Here is a 19,242-nt window from a genome sequence, read left to right as displayed (position 1 = left end):
CACGACTATCGCTGCTTCGCCGAAGCGAAGTGAAATGACAAATGATTGCTCGGTGTTACAGACGCCTTCGCGGCGTTACAGGCCGGCACCGGCGGCCGCCACCACCCCCACATTTCCTTCGCCACCTCGACACAGCGTGCGAGCTTGGCCCACTGCTCCTGTTCGGCGAGCAGATTGCCTTCTTCCGTACTGGCAAAGCCGCATTGTGGCGACAGACAGAGCTGGTCGAGGTCGGCGAACTTCGCCGCTTCGTCGAGGCGGCGCTTGAGCACGTCCTTGTCCTCCAGCGCTCCGGTCTTGGAGGTCATGACCCCAAGCACGGCGAGCTTGTTCTTGGGCAGCATGCGCAGCGGCTCGAAGCCACCGGCGCGCTCGCTGTCGTATTCCATGAAATAGGCATCGACGCCCATCTTGTTGAACAGCACGTCGGCCACGGGTTCGTAGCCACCCTGTGCCATCCAGGTCGAGCGGAAGTTGCCCCGGCAGAGATGCATGGAAATGGTCATGCCGGGCGTGCGGCCCGAGACGGCGGCATTCACCAGATCGGCGTAGATGTGGAGTAGCCTGTCGGGGTCGTCGCCGCGGCCGCCCAGATAGTCGCGCTGAGCAGGATCGCAGAGATAGGCGACGAAGACCTCGTCGAGCTGCAAGTAGGTGCAGCCTGCTTCGCCGAAAGCACGCACCGCCTTGGCATAGGCCCCGCCGAGATCCTCGAAGAATGGCTCCATCTCGGGATAGACCGACCGCTCGATCGCCGCCCGGCCGCCGCGATAGTGCAACGCCGTCGGCGATGGAATGGTCATCTTCGGCACGGCCTTCGCGACCGACTTCAGGAATTTGAAGTGCTCGATCATCGGATGATCGGTGAAGTCGATCTTGCCGTGGACATGCAGCCCCTCGGCCTTGGTCTCGGTCCCCTTGAACTGCAGGCCCTGCGCCACGCTCACCAGTTCGACTCCGTCGAGACCGGCGAGAAAGTCGTAATGCCACCAGGAACGGCGGAACTCGCCGTCGGTCACGGCCTGCAGGCCGATCTCTTCCTGCTTGGCGACCAGTTTCCGGATCTCGGCATCCTCGACCGCCCTCAATTCAGCTGGCGTGATCTCGCCCGTGGCGCGCTTGGTGCGTGCCGCCTTGAGCGGCGGGGAACGCAGGAGGCTACCGACCTGGTCGGCACGGAACGGCGGCTTGGTCCGCTTCACAAGGCATACCCTCCGTCGACCATCAGGGTCTGGCCAGTGATCCATCGCGCGCGGGCAGACGCCAGAAACACGACACCCTCGGCCACTTCCTCCGCCGTACCCAGCCGCTTCAGCGCTTTGGCTTGCCGCGAGGCTTCGAGGAAACGTTCGTCGAAGTCGCCGCGCTCGACCAGCGCGTGGTAAAGGCCGTCGGTGATCACGCCAACGCCGACGGCATTGGCCCGCACACCGAAGCGGCCCTCTTCGGCGGCGATGGCTTTCACGATCTGCTCGATCGCGGCCTTTGGTGCGGCGCTCAGGATATCCTTGGTGGCGTAGCGACGGATGGCCGGCGTCACGATCGCCGTGAAGCTTCCCTTGGTGGCCCGCAAATGAGGAAGAGCAGCTTGCACCAGGTGGTAGCAACCGAAAGCATCGTGCTCCATCACCTCTCGGAAGGTCGCGGCCGGCTGCTGGCTGACGAAGCGCATGGGAATGTAGGGACCGGCAGCGTAGATCGCCGTATGCACGCTGCCGAAATGCTGTCCAGCTTCGTCGACGAACTGCTTCAGCAGGGCTTCATCACGCAGATCGACCTGGCCGACATGGACCTCGCGGCCGGCGCGGCGAACGCGGGCTGCCGTTTCTTCGGCGCCGCCGACATTGCTGAAATAATTGAGCGCGATATCGCAGCCGCGCTCGGCAAGTTGCAGGGCAATGGCGCGGCCGATCCCGCCCGATCCACCGATCACGACGGCGCAGCCGCTCCTAGGGAAGTCGGGCAGCCTTTCGGAGGCGGTCACGCCGCGACGCCGAGGGCGCTGCGGATGGAGCTGTGGAAGTGTACCAGCGACGGCTCGTTGCGGCCGTAGATCACTTCCTCCGTGGCGCCCGATTCGAAACCGATCTGCATGCGTTCCCCCAGCGGGAAGTCTTCTTCCATGACCGTGCGGATCGCGATGTCGCGGTTCTTCTCCCAGTAGGCTGCCGGCCGATCGCTATCGGCAGGCATGTAGAGCGTGAACTCGACTTCGCAGCGGCCAGGGTCGTCGCGATCCGGAAAGGCCCGCCAGATCTCGATATGGTCGACCTGCCAGACGATGATCGTGTTGGGGAAAAGCTGGTAGATCGCAATCACATGCGGACGGAAGTTGCGCTCGTTTTCCGGCAGTGACCGCACGCCGTCGATCGAGGTCCTCGCCACACACATACGACCGTGCCGGCCTGCCCCGTCGAACGTCCCGCAATTGCCGATGAAGTACGGCGCGATGGTTTTCCGGTGCAGATGCGGGATGTGATAGCCTTCGAGGAAGGTATCGACTGCGAACTTCCAGTTGATGCGCGGCGTCACGCGATCGACCGAAAACATCGGATAGGTGTTCAGTTCGAGCGCGGCGAAATCCAGAGCCATCGCCCCCAGTGTCGTATCGACATCGATGTCTACGCTCTCGCCTTCCTGCACCGGCGTCGCGCGCATGAAAATCATACCGTGCTTCTCGCCGACCGGCAGGCGCACGAGGCCATGCGCACCGAGATCGAGACCAGCGAAGCCCACCTTGTCGGTAACACCGAGCAGCTTGCCTTGTCCGTCGTACGTCCAGCCGTGATAGGGACAGACGAAGGCGCGGGCGTTGCCGCAACCTTGCGCGACCGGCGCGCCGCGATGACGACAGATATTGGCGAAGGCCCTGATCGCTCCGTCGACGCCGCGCGTCATCAGCACCGGCATGCCGGCGACGTCCTCCGTCACATAATCTCCGGGCTTGGCCAGCCGCGACGACAGGCCCATGAAGAGCGGCAGGGCGCGGAACAGCGCATCGCGCTCTCGCGCGGCCCGTTCGGTGCTCGAGTAGGCGTCGACCTTGTTGCGGAACAGAGCGTCCGCAAGATCGGTGGTGCGGCCGTCGATATGGCCGAGCAGCCGCCTCCCGACGGCAAGTTGTTCATTCCGGTCCATAGCGAAATGTTATGCCTTCGACGGGAAGGCAGCAATCAGGGCGAATACGTCGGCCGGCGTCTTGCCGGCCTCCCGCAGGGCGCGGATGGTGAGGTCCCTGTCTCGCTTGGCGAAGCGACGGCCCTCTGAGTCGGTCAACAGGCGGTGATGCGCATATTGCGGTGCAGCGTAACCCAGCAGCTTCTGCAACAACCCATGGACATGGGTCGAGGGCAACAGATCCTCGCCGCGCGTCACCAACGTGACGCCCTGGAGGTGATCATCGACCGTGACAGCCAGATGATAGCTGGTCGGTGTATCCTTGCGGGCGATCACGAAGTCGCCCATCAACAAGGGCTGTCCTTCGATGCGCCCCCTGGTCTCGTCGACGAAGGAATAGGGCCCCGCTTGCTCGGCCGCCCGCGCCGCATCGAGCCGCATGCAGAGTTCGTGGCCGGCGACAATGCGATGGCGGCGCTCCTCGTTCGACAGGGAACGGCAGGTGCCGGGATAAAGCGGGCCGTCGGGCCCATGGGGCGCGCTGGCCGCCGCAGCGATCTCTCGGGCAATGTCGGCGCGGGTGCAGAAGCAGGGATAGATCAGCCCGCGCGCATCGAGCTGGTCCAGCACCTTGCCATAGTCGGCAAAATGATCGGACTGACGCCGCACCTCGCCATCCCAGTGAAGCCCCAGCCAGCGCAGATCGTCGAGGATGGCGGTCTCGTATTCGCGGCGGCAGCGGCGAATGTCGGTGTCCTCGATGCGCACCAGGAAAGTCCCGCCGGCCTCTCGTGCCCGCTGCCAGGCGATCCTGGCGGAGTAGACGCTGCCGAGATGAAGTTCGCCTGTCGGGCTGGGGGCAAAACGCGTGACGACGGTCATCATCCGACGTTACAGCGCGCCCTCGCCGCGTGCTATGGCGGGTAGGCCATGGCCAAAGTCGCGACCCGCATCGTTCTGGACAAGAAGACCCTCAAGAAGGCGCTGCGCGAGCTGGCGGATGCCGATCCCGACATTGCCCGTGCGCTTGAAGAGGCTGGTACGCCGGAGCTGCGCGACATGCCGACCGGCTATGGCGGGTTGATGCGGTCGATCGTCGGCCAGCAGGTCTCGGTACATGCCGCGCGCAGCATCTGGCTGCGGCTCGAGGCGGCGGTGCCGTCGATGGAGCCGGCGGCGTTCCTTGCGCAGACCGACGAGCAGCTTCGCGCCGTCGGCCTGTCGGGCGCCAAGATGAAGTACGGCCGCAGCCTCGCCACCGACATCGTCGAAGGTCGCATCGATTTCGCGTCGCTGGACGATCTCGACGATGCAGCGGCCATCGCCATGCTGACCCAGGCCAAGGGCATCGGCCCCTGGACGGCGGAAATCTATCTGATGTTCGCACACGGCCGCCCCGACATCATGCCGGGCCTCGATCTCGGCCTGGTGGTGGCCGCGCAGCACCTCAAGAAGCTGCGCACACGGCCGGACGCCAAGCGGCTGCTCAAGATCGCCGAAGCCTGGCGTCCCTGGCGCAGCGCCGCCGCGCTGGTGCTCTGGCACTATCGCCGCAACATGCCGGACTGGAGCGCCCGGGAAAAGAACGGAGAGAAAAAGACATGACCAAGCTCGACGGCCCTCGCCACGGCCCGCATGGCGGCGGCAAGCCCGGCCATCTCGTCGTGCTGCTGCATGGCTACGGCGCCGACGGCAACGACCTGATCGGGCTGGCGCCCCTGCTCGGCCAGTTGATGCCTGACGTGGTGTTCCACGCGCCCAACGCGCCGCAGCCCTGCGAAGGCAATCCCTTCGGCTATCAGTGGTTCGGCATCTCCCGGCTCGATCCCACGATCGCGCTCGCCGGCGTGCGCACCGCTGCGCCGCTGCTCGATGCCTATCTCGACGAAACCATGGCGGCCTACGGGCTAGATGAATCGAAGACCGTCCTGGTCGGCTTCAGCCAGGGTACCATGATGGCCCTGCATGTCGGGCTGCGGCGCCGGAAGCAGCTCGCCGGGATCATCGGCTTCTCGGGCATGCTGGCCGGCGCCGAGCTGTTGCAGTCGGAGCTACAGAATAGGCCGCCGGTCCTGCTGATCCATGGCGACAGCGACGAGATGCTGCCGCATACATTGACGCAACGCGCTGCCGCAGCATTGACCGGCGAGGGTCTCCAGGTCGGCGTGCATATCGCCCCCGGTGTCGGCCACAGCATCGACGAGACGGGCCTTCAGCTCGCCGCGCGCTTTCTCCTCAACGTCTTCGACCTGCCGGAGCCGAAATGACCACCAAGGAAATCGGGGGAACGTGCAAGCCGGGCTTCGAGCGCGTCGCCGAAGCCTTCAAGGCGAACTTCGACAGCAAGGGCGAGATCGGCGCCTCGGTCTGCCTCACGGTCGGCGGTGAGACGGTCGTCGATCTGTGGGGCGGCACGGCCGACCAGAAGACCAAGGCGCCGTGGACACGCGATACGCTGTCCATCGTCTTCTCCTGCACCAAGGGCGCCACGGCACTTTGCGCCCATGTGCTGGCCTCGCAGGGCAAGCTCGACCTCGATGCGCCGGTCCGCGAGCTGTGGCCGGAATTCGCCCAGCACGGCAAGGGGCATGTAACGACGCGCATGATGCTCGACCACTCCTCGGCCGTGCCCGCGGTGCGCGCCAAGGTGAAGGACGACGGCCCCTACGACTGGGATTACATGACGGCGCGTCTCGCCGACGAGGAGCCGTTCTGGCAACCCGGCACGCGCAACGGCTATCACGGCTTCACCTTCGGCTGGACGGTGGGCGAGATGGTGCGCCGCGTCTCGGGCAAGTCGCTCGGCACGTTCTTCCGTGACGAGATCGCGGGTCCGCTGGGCCTCGACTTCTGGATCGGCCTGCCCGAGGAGATGGAGCCGCGCGTCGCGCCCATCGTGGCCCATGTCTACAAGGCAGCCGATGCGGTGACGCCGTTCATGCGCGATCTCGCGACCAACAAGGAGTCGATCCCCGCCCTCTTCTACTTCAACAACGGCGCCTGGCGCTCCGGCGGCGCCAACACGCGCGCCGGCCATGCCGCCGAGATCGGCGCGGCCAACGGCATCACCAACGCGCGCGGCCTTGCCGGCATGTACGCACCGCTGGCGAAAGGCGGCGGAAAGCTCGTCGATGGCAAGACGCTCACCCGCATGGGCGAGGTCTCGATGGCGACGCACGACGACGCCACTTTGCGCATTCCGACACGCTTCGCCCTGGGCTTCATGAAGTCGATGGACAACCGCAAGCGCAGCATGGCCGCGAGGCTGTGGGGCGAGGATTGCGACAGCGTGATCATGGGCAGTGCCGCCTTCGGCCATGTCGGCGCCGGCGGCTCGCTGGGTTTCGCCGATCCAATAGCCGGCCTTTCCTTCGGCTACACCATGAACCGCATGGGCCCTGGCCTCTTGATGAACGAGCGCGGCCAATCGCTGGTCGACGCTGCCTATCTGTCCCTCGGCTACAAGAACAAGGATGGCGGGGTGTGGGTGAAGTGACGCCTAGCGCAGCTTCATGATTCTGGGCGTTCGTTCATGATTCCCGTCTTCCGGCCGCTCAAGGACCCTGCCGTCGCTACCGTCTGGTCGGGGTTGGCCGCCTCGACCATCGGCGAAGACCTCTTCCGGGTGGCGGTCGTCTGGATCGCGGCGGAGCAGATCGGCAACGCTGCGGGCTACGTCAACGCCACGCAGTATGCCGCCATGCTGGTGGTCGGCCTGTTGGGCGCCTCGGCTTTCGATCGCTGGCGCCCCGACCGCGCCATGATCGGTTCCAAATACGCCAGCGCCGTGATGGCGCTGCTGCCCGTGATCGGCTTCTACATCTGGGGCGTCTCGATCCCGCTGCTGGTCGCCTCGGTCATGGGGCTGGCCGGCCTGCGCATGGTCTTCACGCCGGCGTTGCAGTCGGCCGTGCCCGTGCTAGTGACGGACCGCAGCGCCATGCAGGCGATCAACGGCCTGTTCGACGCCACCTGGCGGCTGGCACGCCTGATCGGCCCCATGATGGCAGCGATCCTCAATACGCTCCTGCCGGTAATCCATTTCCTGACGATCACCGCCGTCGGCTTCGTGCTGTCGGCGCTCGCGATCTGGGCCGTGCGCGACCGCCTGGTCGATCCCGCCGCCAGGCTGCGGCCCGGACGCGGCGGTTGGCGCGGCGCCTGGGATGCCCTGCTCGACGGCGCGCGCCTGATGCTGCGCGAACGTACGACCGGTGCGCTGCTGCTGGTCAACGCCTTCGCCAACGGGCCATGGAGCGTGGCGCTGCAGCTCTGCATTGCCCTGATGGTGTTCGAGCACGACCCGCACTTGTTCGGCTTCCATGGTCTCGCCTCGCTCGGCCTGATCGTCGGCAGTTGCGGCGTCGGCGACGTGCTGGGCAATCTGATCGCCGGCAGCGTACGCTTCCGCCGGCCGCTCTCCACCATGTTCCTGGGCTATGTCGCCATGGGTGCGGGCTTCGCGCTGATTGCGCTGGCCGCCTGGGGCCTCGACAATCCCTACAAGCTGCCAGCGATGATGGCAGCCGGCCTGATCGCGGGGCTGGGCGCGCCGTTCTTCTTCATCCCGATGATCACCCGCATGCAGACGGTCTTCAAAGGCGCCGAGATTGCCCGCGTCTTTCGCCTGCGGCTCGCGATCATGGCGGGCTCGATGCTGTTCTTCAATCTGGTGGCGACACCGCTGTTCGACCTGATCGGCCCGACCCACACCGAGTTCTATCTCGGCCTGCTGCTGTTGGCCCTGGGGCTTAGCGGTTACCTCTACTACCGGCGCCAGGAAAATAATCCCTAGACCGCCCCTTGCGGGAAACAGTGTGTATTGATAGCGTTCGATAGATACACAGCGTTACCGTTACCGTCCCCGCCTATCTCCCGCCCGACGACAGGAGCGCGCCATGGCCAAAGCCTTCCCGACCGACAATCCTTTCCTGCGCGGCTACTACGCCCCGGTGAACACCGAGGCCGACGCGGCCCACCTCCACATCACCGGCGAGATGCCGAAGGAGCTGTGCGGCACCCTCTATCGCAACGGCCCCAATCCGCAGTTCGCCCCGCGTGGCCCGTACCACTGGTTCGGCGGCGACGGCATGATCCACGCCTTCCACATCGAGAACGGCAACGTCTCCTACAAGAACCGCTGGGTCCGCACGCCGAAGTGGCAGATCGAGAACAAGGAAGGCGAAGGCCTCTCCGGCACCTTCGGCAATCCCCGCTACACCGACCCTCGCGTCTTCGCGCTGAACTCGACCATCGCCAACACCAACATCGTCTGGCACGGCAACAAGCTGCTGGCGCTGGAAGAGGCTCATGCGCCCTTCTCGCTCGATCCGGCGAGCCTGATGCCGGTCGGACCGAAGGACGGCTACGAGACCTACGGCGACAAGCTCTGCGGCCCCTTCACCGCGCATCCGAAGACTGATCCGACGACGGGCGAAATGGTGTTCTTCGGCTATTCCGCCAAGGGCCGCTTCACCAAAGAAGTGAGCATCCAGAGCGTGACGGCCGACGGCAAGATCACCCGCGCCGAAATCCTCGACGGCCCCTATCCGTCGATGATCCACGACTTCGCCGTGACGAAGAACTGGATCGTGCTGCCGGTCTTCCCGCTCACCTCCTCGATGGAGCGCGCCATGGGCGGGTTGCCGCCGTTTGCCTGGGAGCCGGACAAAGGCAGCCACATCGCCTTCATCCCGCGCGGCGGCACCGTCGCCGACGTGAAGTGGATCAGCGCACCGCCCTGCTACGTCTTCCATCCGATGAACCATTTCGAGACGGCCGACGGCAAAGTCGTGGTCGACGTCATGAAGTACGACGTGGCGCCGCTCTTCCCGCTGCCCGACGGCTCGCCCTCCACCACGGAGGCGCCGGCGGCGCGGCTGTTCCGCTGGACCTTCGACCTTTCGGGCCACGCCAACACCTTCAAGGAAGAGCAGCTCGACGACCGCGCCGGCGAGTTCCCGCGCTTCGACGAACGTTTCACCATGAGCGACTACCGCCATGGCTGGATCGTCTCGGGCAACGTCGTCGAAGCCGGCGTCCGGCGCAGCGAGGGCATCACTCACTACGATCTGCAGACCGGCCGCAACGTGACCTGGAATGCCGGCGTCGACGATCGCTTCGGCGAGCCTGTGTTCGTGCCGCGTACCGAGGATGCGGCGGAAGGCGATGGCTGGGTGCTGTCGGTCATTTACCGCTCCGAGGAAGGCCGCAGCGACCTCGCCGTCTTCGAGGCGACCGACATCGCCAAGGGGCCGGTGGCGCTGGCCCACTTGAGCAGCCGTGTGCCGGCAGGCTTTCATGGCAACTGGCGGCCGGGCCCGCTCTGACGAAGGCGGACGAAGGCGCCCCAGGAGGCATCAATGATCGTCGTCCATCATCTGAACAACTCGCGCTCGCAGCGCATCCTCTGGATGCTCGAGGAGCTTGGCCTCGACTACGAGATCAAGCGCTACGAGCGCGAGCCTTCGATGATGGCGCCGGCCTCTTTGCGCGCCGTGCATCCGCTCGGCAAGTCGCCGGTGATCAGCGACGGCGACAAGACCCTGGCAGAATCGGGCGCCATCCTCGAATACCTGTCGCTGACCTATGGCGGCGGCCGTTTCACGCCGGCAGCCGGCACGCCCGAATGGCTGCGCTACACCTACTTCATGCACTACGCGGAGGGCTCGCTGATGCCGCTCCTGTTCATGAAACTGGTGTTCGGGCGCCTGCCGACGCGCGTGCCGATCTTCATGCGGCCAGTGGCACGCGCCATCGCCTCCGGCGCCGACAAGACGCTGTTGGGGCCACAGATCGCGAACCACTTCGCTTTCCTCGAAGGTGAACTTGCCCAGCGCGACTGGTTTGCGGGCAACGAATTTACCGCAGCCGATATCCAGATGAGCTTCCCGATCGAAGCTGCGGCAGCACGCGCCGGCCTCGGAGAGCGCATGCCGAAGCTGCAAGCCTATCTCGGCCGCATTCATGCCCGGCCCGCCTACAAGCGCGCCCTCGAAAAGGGCGGTGCCTTCGAGCTGCTGAAATAGACGACGGCCGCCGCGGCTTCATGCTACGTCCGACTCAACCCAGCGAATAATCATTTCAAGGAGCGAAACCATGGCCCTTCCTGCCCTGCTGCGTGACAACCTTTCGATCCCGGTGGTCGGCGCGCCGCTGTTCATCGTGTCCAATCCGGATCTTGTGATCGAGCAGTGCAAGGCGGGCATCGTCGGCTCCTTTCCGGCGCTGAACGCGCGGCCGAAGGAAGTGCTGGAGGAGTGGCTGCAGCGCATCACGACGGAGCTGCGCGAATATAAGGCCAAGAACCCGGACAAGAAGGTAGCGCCCTTCGCAGTCAACCAGATCGTGCACAGCTCCAACGACCGGCTGCAGCACGACATCGACCTTTGCGAAAAGTACAAGGTGCCGATCCAGATTACCTCGCTGCGCGCACCCGACGACGTGGTGAAGTCGGCCAAGCGCTACGGCTGCCTGGTGTTCCACGACGTCACCAACGTCACCCATGCCAAGCGTGCGCTGCAGGCCGGCGTCGATGGCTTGATCCTGGTGTGCGCCGGCGCGGGCGGACATGCCGGCCGGCTCTCGCCCTTCGCGCTGGTGCCGGAAGTGCGCCAGTTCTACGACGGCACGATCCTGCTCTCGGGCTCGATCTCCAATGGCGCCTCGGTGCTGGCGGCCCAGGCGATGGGCGCCGACCTGGCCTATCTCGGCACGCGCTTCACCGCCAGCAAGGAAGGCAATGCCTCCGAGGGCAACAAGCAGTGCATCATCGACTCGACCGGCGAGGAGATCGTCTACACCAACCTCTTCACCGGCGTGCACGGCAACTACCTGAAGCGGAGCATCTCTGCCGCCGGGCTCGACCCCGATGCGCTGCCCGAAGCCGACAAGAGCAAGATGAACTTCGGCTCCGGCGGCAACACCAAGGCCAAGGCCTGGCGCGACATCTGGGGTGCGGGTCAAGGCGTCGGTCAGATCTTCGACGCGCCGCCGGCCGCCGAAATCGTGGCTCGTCTCAAGGCCGAGTACGAAGCGGCCCGCGCCGCCCTGTTCGCCGGCGAGACCGTGCCGACGCAATTGAAGCAGGCCGCCGAGTAACGCTGAAGCTAATCAGCGGCCGACCAGCGCGGCCGCTGTCTTCTCTTCGTTGGCGACGTAGCCCCTGATGGCATCGTCGCCGCTCAGCGTACGGTCGGGATCGCGACCGTCGCCATGGGCGATGAGCTGCAGGCAGAACCAGCCGAGCCCCGCCTTCGCCGGAACGATCTGGTCCTCGTAGGCCTCCGCGCTGTTGGTCTCGCCGGACAGAAGGCGATTGGGCAGGTCGGTGTCGACGCACATCGGCCGGCCGAGGCCGATGACATCGCAGGCCCCCTCGCCCAGCGCCGCTTCCATGGCAGCCTTCGACCGAAAGCCGCCGGTCAGCATGATCGGCACAGGCGCTGCCTGCTTGATGAGCTGGGCGTACTCCAGGAAATAGGCCTCGCGGCGGACCGTGCTTTCCTTGGCGCCGCTGCCCATCATGGCCGGCTTCTCGTAGTTGCCGCCCGAGATTTCGATCAGGTCGACCGACGCCTCGCCCAGCCACCTCACGACCTGCAGGCATTCCTCGTTGGAAAAGCCGCCCTGCTGGAAATCCGACGAGTTCAGCTTCACGGAAATGCAAAATCCCGGCGCGGTGGCGGTCCTGACGGCACGCACGACCTCAAGCAGAAGGCCAGCGCGCGCCGCGAGGTCGCCGCCCCAGCGATCTTCGCGCTTGTTGACCAGCGGCGTCAGGAACTGGCTCAGCAGATAGCCGTGCGCGGCGTGGACCTGCACGCCGGTGAAGCCGGCTTCGCGCGCGACAGCGGCGGTGTGCGCAAAGCGACGCGGCACGTCGGCTACCTCTTCCGCCGTCATGGCGCGCGGCGGCGCAAAGGCGCTGGCCGGCAGGGCAAGCGGCACGGCCGACGGTGCCACCGGATGATCACAGACCCGGCGCGGCGTCTGCCGGCCGGGATGACTGATCTGCATCCAGAGTTCCGTCCCATTGGCGGTGCCGGCTTTGGCGTAGGCACGCAGTTCATCCATGCCGCCATTGCCGTCGATGACGACGTTGCCGGGGCGCTCGAGATAACGGCGATCCACCTGCACATTGCCTGTTACGACGACGGCCGCACCGCCTTCGGCCCATCTTCGGTAGAGACTGACATGGCGGGCTGTCGCGCGATTCATCTCATCGGCGAGCCCCTCGGTCAGCGGCGCTTTGCCGATGCGATTCTTGAGGACGACGCCGTTCGGCAGCTTCAATGGTTGGGCGAGGAGTGACATGAGGCGACTTTGCCAAACCTCGTCCCTGCCTGCTAGGGAACGGCCTGCATGATTCGTAGCCTCTATGACTGGGTGATTCGCCTCGCCCGACATCGCCATGCGATCCCCGCCATGGGCGCCGTCTCCTTCATGGAGAGTTCGTTCTTTCCGATTCCGCCCGACGTGATGCTGGTGCCAATGATATTGGCCAATCGCGAGAAGGCGTTTCAGATCGCGCTGGTCTGCACCATCTGCTCCGTGCTGGGCGGCCTGCTTGGCTACACAATCGGCTACTACTTCTTCGAAACGATCGGCGAATGGGTCGTCAGGACCTATGGCCTGCAGTCGGGCCTCGCCGCCTTTCGCGCGGGCTTCGACGAGTACGGAACCTGGATCATCCTGATCAAGGGCCTGACGCCCATTCCCTACAAGCTGGTGACCATCGCCTCGGGCGCAGCACACTTCGATCTTTTCACCTTCGTGTGGGCGTCCATCTTGACGCGTGGCGCGCGCTTCTTCCTCGTGGCAGCGTTGCTGTGGAAGTTTGGCGAGCCGATCCGCACTTTCATCGAGAAGCGTCTGACCCTGCTCACCTGGCTTTTCCTGATTGCGCTGATCGGCGGCTTCGTCGCCTTCCGCTACATGTTCTAGGGATCACGCCATGGCTTCGTTACAACGCCTGCCCCTTCCCAGCTTGCTCGGGCTGCTGGCGGCGTTGGGCAGCGGCTTCCTGCTGGGCTGCGCACTCTTCTTCCAGTACGGGATGGGACTTGCGCCCTGCGAGATGTGCCACTGGCAGCGCTGGCCGCATATCCTGGCCATCCTCGCCGGCCTCGGCGCCTTCGCCGCCTCCTCGAACCGAAGGCTCGCCCTGGGTCTGCTGCTGGTCGCGATCGTGGCCATCGCCACCACGTCGGCACTCGGTGTCTTTCACGCCGGTGTCGAATATCGCTGGTGGGCCGGCCCTCAAGCCTGCTCGGGCACCATTCCCACCGGCCTTTCGCCGGAGGAACTGAAAAAGTATCTATTCGGCGCCAAGATGGTCCGTTGCGACGAACCTGCCTGGAAACTGGCGGGGATCTCGATGGCGGGCTGGAACGCCATCCTCTCCGCCGCGTTGGCCATCGTCCTCGCTTCGGGCATCTCCAGACGGGCAAGGTCCTAGACATGAAAACCGGCGACATCCGCAATCCTGGCGATCCCGATGCCCGCGACCTGGTAGAGCGCACGATCCGTGTCGACCAGGCGGGCGAGTTCGGCGCCGTACGCATCTACGAGGGCCAGCTCGCGGCACTGCGCTGGACGGGCCGCGCCAACAGCGAGGCCGGCCGCAAGATCGCCCACATGGCGCGCCAGGAACGCGAGCACAACAAGGTCTTCGACCGGCTCCTCGTCGAACGCCGTGTCCGGCCGACCGCACTGTCGCCGCTCTGGAACGTCGCGGGCTTCGCCTTGGGGGCCGCCACGGCGCTGATGGGCGACAAGGCCGCCATGGCCTGCACGGTGGCCATCGAGGAGACGATCGAAGAGCATTATGCCGGACAGGCCGCCAAGCTCGGCGACGAGGAGGCCGACCTCAAGTCCACGGTCGAGAAGTTCCGTGCAGAGGAGATGGAGCATCGCGACGAGGCACTGGCTTCCGGCGCCGAACAGGCGCCCGCCTACGAAGCGCTGACGGGAGCGATCAAGGCCGGCTCGCGGCTGGCCATCTGGCTGTCGACAAGAATCTGATCAGCGCGCGGCAAAGCCGCCGTCGACCACCATCTGCGCGCCCGTGACGAACTTCGATTCGTCGCTGGCGAGATAGAGCACGGCATTCGCGATGTCGCGCGGTTCCCCCAGGCGGCCGAGCGGCTCGCTGGCCGTCAGCCGCGCCCGGGCCTCCTCGGGTTCGCGATAGGCGGCGATCACGCCCTGCAGCATCGGCGTATCCATGTATCCCGGATGGACGGAGTTCACGCGGATGTTGGTCTTGAGTAGGGCGAACTCCAGTGCCGTAGCCTTGGTCAGCTGGGTCACGCCGCCCTTGCTCGAACAATAGGCCGATGCCGCCTCGGCGATGCCGACGATACCGGCCACCGAAGAGATGTTGACGATCGAACCGCCACCGGCCCGCTTCATCGCTTCGGCGCCATGCTTGATGCCGAGAAAGACACCGTCGAGATTGATAGCGTGGATCTGCCGCCAGCGCTCCAGAGTGAGCTTGTGAATCCAGGTACCGTCGGCGGTGCCGGCATTGTTCACCAGCACGTCGAGCTTGCCGAAGGCCAGCTCGGTGGCCTCAACAGCGGCGATCCAGTCGGCTTCGCTGGTGACGTCGAGCTTCATGGCCTGCGCGCGTTGGCCTCGAGCGGAGATGGCAGCGCCAACCTCCTTGGCGGCTTCCGCGCGGATGTCACCGATGACGACCGCTGCGCCCTCTTCCGCAAGACGCTCTGCCGTTGCTTTACCCAATCCCGATGCCGCGCCCGTGACAAGCGCGACCTTGCCCGCAACTCGATCTGCCATGTCTCAACCCTGATCGAGTTCGCTGTCCCAGTAAAGAAAGTCGCGCCAGCTTTCGTGCAGGTAGCCCGGCGGAAAACCGCGGCCATTCTCCTGCAGCAGCTGCGTCGAGGGCTCGGCCGGCGCGCGACGCAACGCAAGACCGCTCTCGCTCAACAGCCGGTTGCCCTTCAGAAGATTGCACGGACTGCAGGCAGTGACGACGTTGCTCCAGCTCGTCCGGCCGCCGCGCGATTTCGGCACGACATGGTCGAAGGTGAGTTCGTTGGTCGCGAAGTCGCCGTTGCAGTACTGGCAGGTGAATCGGTCGCGCAGGAAGACGTTGAACCGCGTGAAGGCCGGCCGGCGCGCCGCCGGTACATATTCCTTGAGGGCGATGACGCTGGGTAGCCGCATCTCGAAGGACGGGCTGTGGATCATGCGTTCGTACTCGGAAATCACGCTGACGCGGTCGAGGAACACCGCCTTGACGGCATCCTGCCAGGACCAGATCGACAGAGGGAAGTACGACAGAGGCCGAAAGTCGGCGTTGAGCACCAGCGCATGGCAGGACTCAAGGCCCGGCGTCACGGCTAGGCCCGCCGCCGCAGAGAGGGACTACTCGGAAAATCGATCCGATCGACCATGCCGCGCATTGTGGCAAGCTTTTCCGGAAACACAACATGTCGATGGGATAGTCATCGAGATGCCTTGAAAGCATCACCCCGCCGTCACGGCTTCGGGCGGCTGAGGCGCTCGCGGGCCCCCGCTTCCGAGCCCAGAGAGGCAGCGGCCAGCGCGAGGGCTGCAACGGACAGTACCATTACCGCCGCGTAACCATCGGTGAGATCATGCAGGACGCCACCGATCCAGGCGCCGAAGAAGCCGCCGAAGCCCATGCCCATGCTGATCAGGCCGTAGATGCGGCCAAAATGAGCGCCGCGGTAGCGCAGCGTGGCGAGGGTAGAGATCATGGGGCCACGCGAGCCCATGCTGCCGCCAAAGAGCAGGACATACAGCCACAGCCAGAGGTCGTCGCTCGGTCCACGCACCAACGCGAGCGCGCCAACGCCTGCGATCGACGAACCATAAGCGAGCAATGCCGCAAGGCGCCGACCACCGCGATCAGCGAGCCAGGAGAAACCGACCATGCCGAGCGGCATCAGGACCCCGGCGACGGCCAATGCCTGGGCCGCGTAGGCCCCCTCGAAGCCACGCTCCAGGAGATAGATCATGACCTGGGGGGCGAGCGAAAAGATTCCGATCGAGGTGAGGCCGAACGACACCGTCAACGCCCAGAACGGCCAATCGCGCAGCGCTTCGCCAACTGTCGGTCCGGCATCGCCGGCAGCACGCAAGGGCACAAGTCCTAGCGCGCCCCGCTCGATGCGTCGCCACGGCAGGAACATCAGGAGCGGGATGAACACCGCGCTCGCGCAAGCGAAAATGAGGTACGCGCCACGCCACCCCTCGGTCGCAATCAAGTGCTGGGCAATCGGAATGGTCGCCATGGCACCGACACCCGACGCGGACCACGAGACGCCGATTGCCACACCCAGCCGGTTGGGCGGAAACCAGCGGCCGAGCAAGGTGGAGCTCAACACGCCGGAAAGCGCGGCACTGCCGAAGCCCATTACGACGCCGAGGCCGAGATGGAGATGCCAGACGTTGGTTGCCTGAGACGCGCCGGCCGTCGCCAGCGCCGCGGCTGTCATGCCGACCATCGTCAGCACGCGAAGGCCGAAGCGGTCGGCGATCCAGCCGGCAATCGGGGCGGCCGTACCTCCGAGCAACAGGGAGAAACCGTAGATCAGTGTCACCGATCCACGGTTGGCGTCGAACGCTTGCTGTATCGACGGGACAAAGACAGCGAAGGTTTCGCCAATCGACCGACTGGCAATGCCGAGGACGAAGCAAAGCGCGACGAGCGCCCACGGCACAAACCGATTCATCGCCTCAACCTCGACGAGGTCCTGATGGTGTGCAAGTCACCTTGGCCGACCGGCAGGCTTGCATTCTCCGCATGCACACGCCACGTTCCGCGCCGCGGAGGAGTAACGTGGACAATACGATCATCATCGAGCGTGGCTTCAATGGCCCGCGCCTGTCGGGCAACGGCGGTTATGTTGGCGGTGTGCTGGCCGATCGCTTCACGCGCGCCTTCGGCGGCGACGGCGCCGTCGAGATCACGCTGCGTGCGCCGATCCCGGTCGAGACCAGCCTGCAGCTCGCGCTCGAAGGCGATGCGCTCATGCTACGCGAGAGCGAGACGCTGATCTGCGAGGCGCGCGCCGGCAAGGTCGATCACCTCACGCCGCCGCCAGCGCCCACTGACTGGGCCGACGTGATGCGACGTGGCGAAGAAGGCGGCAGCCCCGAGGACAGCGACTTCCATTGGTGCATCGTCTGCGGTCGTGGTCGCGCCGAGGGTGATGGCCTGCGTGTGTTCGGCACGCAGGGACCGGAACCCGGCTATTCCCTCTCCTGCTATGTGCCACATGCCAACCATGCAGACGCGAGCGGCGCTATCCGCCCCGAGTTCCTGTGGGGCGCCCTCGACTGCCCCGGCGCCTGGGCCGCTCAGGATCCCGACGACTGGCGGCCCGCCCTCACCGGCCGCATGACCGCAAGGGTACTGGACCGGCCGAAGGTCGGCGAGCGCTGCGCTGTAGTCGGCTGGCGCATCGGTGCCGAGGGCCGCAAGCTTTACTCGGGCACGGCGCTCTACACCGAAAGCGGCCGCCTCTGTGCCATCGGCCACTGCACCTGGATCGTGCTGAAGACCTAGCGACTGCGGACGAAGATGACGGCGGCCTCGTCGGCATAGGCCTGGCGCCAGCCGGGCAGGCGCGCGAGCAGCTTGTTGGCCGGCTGGTCGGGCGGCAGCAAGGTCCACTCGATGCGATAGCGATCCAGCACTTCATCGAGCGGATCGTTGCTGCGCAGGCTCACCATCTCGGAATAGCGCTTGATGAAGTCGCCGCCGTAGAGTTCGCCGCGGCCGTCGATGAACGTCGGCACGCCCGCGTGGATCAGGTAGCCGCCGAAATTGTAGTGGTTGAGCACACGACCCGTGAGGCCCGCCTGTTTGGCGAAGGCCATCGCGACCGACGGCATGGTCTGCGGCGGCGGCGCGATCGCCGCATGGCGAACGACGAAGGCGGCAAAGAGCGTGCAGCAGACGACCGAAACGGCAATGGCCGCGGTACCTGCAGGCTGCGTCAGCGCCGCCGCCTGAGCCGCCAGCGAGGAGCCCTTACCATCCGATGCGTTGGGCCTGAGGGACGGCCACTGACGCGCCAGCAGCGGCGCGATGGCGAGCGGCGCCAGCATCGCCAGCAGCTCGGCATTGCGTGCGTAGCGCAGGTAGAGATGCAGGAGACCGAGCACGATCAGCAGGCGCAGCAGCGGCAGCTTCAATCCGCGCGACAGGGCAGCATAGAGCGCAATCAGGAGGATCAGCTCCTGCAACGGTTGCTTCTGGAAGTCCGGCGATCGCCATTCCGAAATCGTCGCCAGCGTGTCGCCGATGCCGAAGATACGCAGGGTCACCAGGATCGGCTCCGGGCCATAGGGCGTGATGCAGGACACCAGCAGCGCCCCTGCGCCGAACTTCGCCCAGCCGGCGAGGAGCGTCTTGCGCTCGACTGCATCGCGCGCGCCGATCACGGCTTCGAGGGCGAAGGCGCCCGCGAGCAGCAGTCCCAGCGTGAAGCCGCCATGCAGATTGGCCCACAGCAGCATGGCGAGCAGCAACAGAGGCTCGGGAGCACGACGCTCCTCGACGGCGCGCACGAGGCCCGCCACCCAGATCAGCATGAACGGGAAGGCAAGCACATGCGGCCGCGCCACGAAGTGCGGCGCCGTCATCACGATGGCGGCAATGGTGAACAGCGCAGCCGGCACGGGTTTGATGTCGCGCAAGACCAGCCGCATCATCAGCGCGAAGCTCACGCCCAAGGCACCGGCCGCCAAGGCCGTAACGCCTCCCCATCCGCCCAGCTTGAACGCCGACGCCATCAGGAGCTGCGACAGCCACTCCTTGGCGATCCAGGGCTGGCCGAGGAACGTGAACGAGAAGGGATCGACGGTCGGCGCGGCGCCGTGCGCCATCATCCAGTTGCCCACGGCGATATGCCAGTGCGTGTCGGGATCGCTGAGCAACGGCATGCCGCTGCCGTTGAAGAGGCCGATGAACAGGAACAGGCCGAGGACCATCGGCCACGACAGCGACCAGGCGGAGCGCGAGCTGGCAAGAGCCGTACCGGCCTCGGGAACATCGGGGGAAACCGAGAGGCCAGACGTGACGGCCATAGGGGAACTCCAAGACGACTCGAAAGAAATTCC

General features: G+C 65.6%; 20 protein-coding genes. 11 read left to right on the top strand and 9 right to left on the bottom strand.

What is annotated here, in order from left to right; translation table 11 throughout:
* Window positions 1-5 precede the first annotated feature (5 nt).
* The 4 genes from BN60_RS03730 to gluQRS are packed head-to-tail and all read right to left on the bottom strand — an operon-like array spanning window position 6 to window position 4,002.
* Window positions 6-1,202, bottom strand: a complete 1,197-nt coding sequence (locus BN60_RS03730; protein WP_020694650.1) for a 5-methyltetrahydropteroyltriglutamate--homocysteine S-methyltransferase — start codon at window positions 1,200-1,202, stop codon at window positions 6-8.
* A complete protein-coding gene (locus BN60_RS03725; RefSeq protein ID WP_202949779.1) occupies window positions 1,199-1,984 on the bottom strand; it encodes an SDR family NAD(P)-dependent oxidoreductase in 786 nt (261 codons plus the stop codon). The genes BN60_RS03730 and BN60_RS03725 overlap by 4 nt, the downstream gene beginning before the upstream one ends.
* Window positions 1,981-3,138 carry an aromatic ring-hydroxylating oxygenase subunit alpha gene (locus BN60_RS03720; protein ID WP_020694648.1) on the bottom strand — a complete coding sequence of 386 codons (1,158 nt, stop codon included), beginning with the start codon at window positions 3,136-3,138 and terminating at the stop codon, window positions 1,981-1,983. Before BN60_RS03720 ends, BN60_RS03725 begins: the two co-directional genes overlap by 4 nt.
* A gap of 9 nt (window positions 3,139-3,147) precedes the next feature.
* Window positions 3,148-4,002 carry a tRNA glutamyl-Q(34) synthetase GluQRS gene (gene gluQRS, locus BN60_RS03715; RefSeq protein WP_020694647.1) on the bottom strand — a complete coding sequence of 285 codons (855 nt, stop codon included), beginning with the start codon at window positions 4,000-4,002 and terminating at the stop codon, window positions 3,148-3,150.
* Window positions 4,003-4,047: 45 nt separating this feature from the next.
* On the opposite strand from gluQRS, the gene BN60_RS03710 reads away from it, so the two are divergent.
* The 7 genes from BN60_RS03710 to BN60_RS03680 all read left to right on the top strand — a co-directional run bounded on the left by BN60_RS03710 (window position 4,048) and on the right by BN60_RS03680 (window position 11,217).
* Window positions 4,048-4,722 carry a DNA-3-methyladenine glycosylase family protein gene (locus BN60_RS03710; protein ID WP_020694646.1) on the top strand — a complete coding sequence of 225 codons (675 nt, stop codon included), beginning with the start codon at window positions 4,048-4,050 and terminating at the stop codon, window positions 4,720-4,722.
* On the top strand, window positions 4,719-5,384 hold the full coding sequence (locus tag BN60_RS03705; RefSeq protein ID WP_020694645.1) for an alpha/beta hydrolase: 666 nt from the start codon (window positions 4,719-4,721) through the stop codon (window positions 5,382-5,384). Before BN60_RS03710 ends, BN60_RS03705 begins: the two co-directional genes overlap by 4 nt.
* Complete coding sequence (locus tag BN60_RS03700) at window positions 5,381-6,613, top strand: serine hydrolase domain-containing protein (protein ID WP_020694644.1); 1,233 nt, start codon at window positions 5,381-5,383, stop codon at window positions 6,611-6,613. The genes BN60_RS03705 and BN60_RS03700 overlap by 4 nt, the downstream gene beginning before the upstream one ends.
* Before the next feature lie 36 nt (window positions 6,614-6,649).
* The gene (locus tag BN60_RS03695; protein ID WP_020694643.1) at window positions 6,650-7,912 is read left to right on the top strand and encodes an MFS transporter; all 1,263 of its coding nucleotides are present in this window, start codon (window positions 6,650-6,652) and stop codon (window positions 7,910-7,912) included.
* A gap of 103 nt (window positions 7,913-8,015) precedes the next feature.
* Complete coding sequence (locus BN60_RS03690; RefSeq protein WP_020694642.1) at window positions 8,016-9,446, top strand: carotenoid oxygenase family protein; 1,431 nt, start codon at window positions 8,016-8,018, stop codon at window positions 9,444-9,446.
* Between the two features lie 33 nt (window positions 9,447-9,479).
* Window positions 9,480-10,145, top strand: coding sequence for a glutathione S-transferase (locus BN60_RS03685; protein ID WP_020694641.1), 666 nt, complete (start codon window positions 9,480-9,482; stop codon window positions 10,143-10,145).
* 70 nt (window positions 10,146-10,215) lie between these two features.
* Window positions 10,216-11,217, top strand: coding sequence for an NAD(P)H-dependent flavin oxidoreductase (locus tag BN60_RS03680; RefSeq protein ID WP_020694640.1), 1,002 nt, complete (start codon window positions 10,216-10,218; stop codon window positions 11,215-11,217).
* 12 nt (window positions 11,218-11,229) lie between these two features.
* Here BN60_RS03680 and BN60_RS03675 read toward each other — a convergent pair whose 3' ends face one another.
* Window positions 11,230-12,432, bottom strand: a complete 1,203-nt coding sequence (locus BN60_RS03675; protein WP_043283609.1) for an NADH:flavin oxidoreductase/NADH oxidase family protein — start codon at window positions 12,430-12,432, stop codon at window positions 11,230-11,232.
* A gap of 48 nt (window positions 12,433-12,480) precedes the next feature.
* Here BN60_RS03675 and BN60_RS03670 point away from each other — a divergent pair, with 48 nt between their 5' ends.
* The 3 genes from BN60_RS03670 to BN60_RS03660 are packed head-to-tail and all read left to right on the top strand — an operon-like array spanning window position 12,481 to window position 14,142.
* Window positions 12,481-13,062 carry a YqaA family protein gene (locus BN60_RS03670; protein ID WP_020694638.1) on the top strand — a complete coding sequence of 194 codons (582 nt, stop codon included), beginning with the start codon at window positions 12,481-12,483 and terminating at the stop codon, window positions 13,060-13,062.
* Window positions 13,063-13,072: 10 nt separating this feature from the next.
* The gene (locus BN60_RS03665; protein WP_020694637.1) at window positions 13,073-13,576 is read left to right on the top strand and encodes a disulfide bond formation protein B; all 504 of its coding nucleotides are present in this window, start codon (window positions 13,073-13,075) and stop codon (window positions 13,574-13,576) included.
* A gap of 2 nt (window positions 13,577-13,578) precedes the next feature.
* Window positions 13,579-14,142, top strand: coding sequence for a demethoxyubiquinone hydroxylase family protein (locus tag BN60_RS03660; protein WP_020694636.1), 564 nt, complete (start codon window positions 13,579-13,581; stop codon window positions 14,140-14,142).
* Here the strand turns inward: BN60_RS03660 and BN60_RS03655 are convergent, their stop codons facing one another.
* The 3 genes from BN60_RS03655 to BN60_RS03645 all read right to left on the bottom strand — a co-directional run bounded on the left by BN60_RS03655 (window position 14,143) and on the right by BN60_RS03645 (window position 16,847).
* The gene (locus tag BN60_RS03655) at window positions 14,143-14,919 is read right to left on the bottom strand and encodes an SDR family NAD(P)-dependent oxidoreductase (RefSeq protein ID WP_020694635.1); all 777 of its coding nucleotides are present in this window, start codon (window positions 14,917-14,919) and stop codon (window positions 14,143-14,145) included.
* Window positions 14,920-14,922: 3 nt separating this feature from the next.
* Entirely contained in the window at window positions 14,923-15,486 is a 564-nt protein-coding gene (locus BN60_RS03650) for an HNH endonuclease (RefSeq protein WP_020694634.1), read from the bottom strand.
* 140 nt (window positions 15,487-15,626) lie between these two features.
* Window positions 15,627-16,847, bottom strand: coding sequence for an MFS transporter (locus BN60_RS03645; protein ID WP_020694633.1), 1,221 nt, complete (start codon window positions 16,845-16,847; stop codon window positions 15,627-15,629).
* Window positions 16,848-16,954: 107 nt separating this feature from the next.
* Between BN60_RS03645 and BN60_RS03640 the strand changes: the two genes are divergently transcribed.
* Window positions 16,955-17,683 (top strand): hypothetical protein, encoded by a 729-nt coding sequence (locus BN60_RS03640; RefSeq protein ID WP_020694632.1) that lies wholly within the window; start codon window positions 16,955-16,957, stop codon window positions 17,681-17,683.
* On the opposite strand, the gene BN60_RS03635 is transcribed toward BN60_RS03640, so the two are convergent.
* Window positions 17,680-19,209 (bottom strand): hypothetical protein, encoded by a 1,530-nt coding sequence (locus BN60_RS03635; RefSeq protein WP_020694631.1) that lies wholly within the window; start codon window positions 19,207-19,209, stop codon window positions 17,680-17,682. The two genes, BN60_RS03640 and BN60_RS03635, sit on opposite strands and share 4 nt — an antisense overlap.
* Window positions 19,210-19,242: the final 33 nt, after the last annotated feature.

Source organism: Reyranella massiliensis 521, from assembly GCF_000312425.1.
GTDB classification, from domain to species: domain Bacteria; phylum Pseudomonadota; class Alphaproteobacteria; order Reyranellales; family Reyranellaceae; genus Reyranella; species Reyranella massiliensis.
Note: the sequence above shows the minus strand (reverse complement) of the source record. Positions and strands in the feature narration are given on the sequence as shown.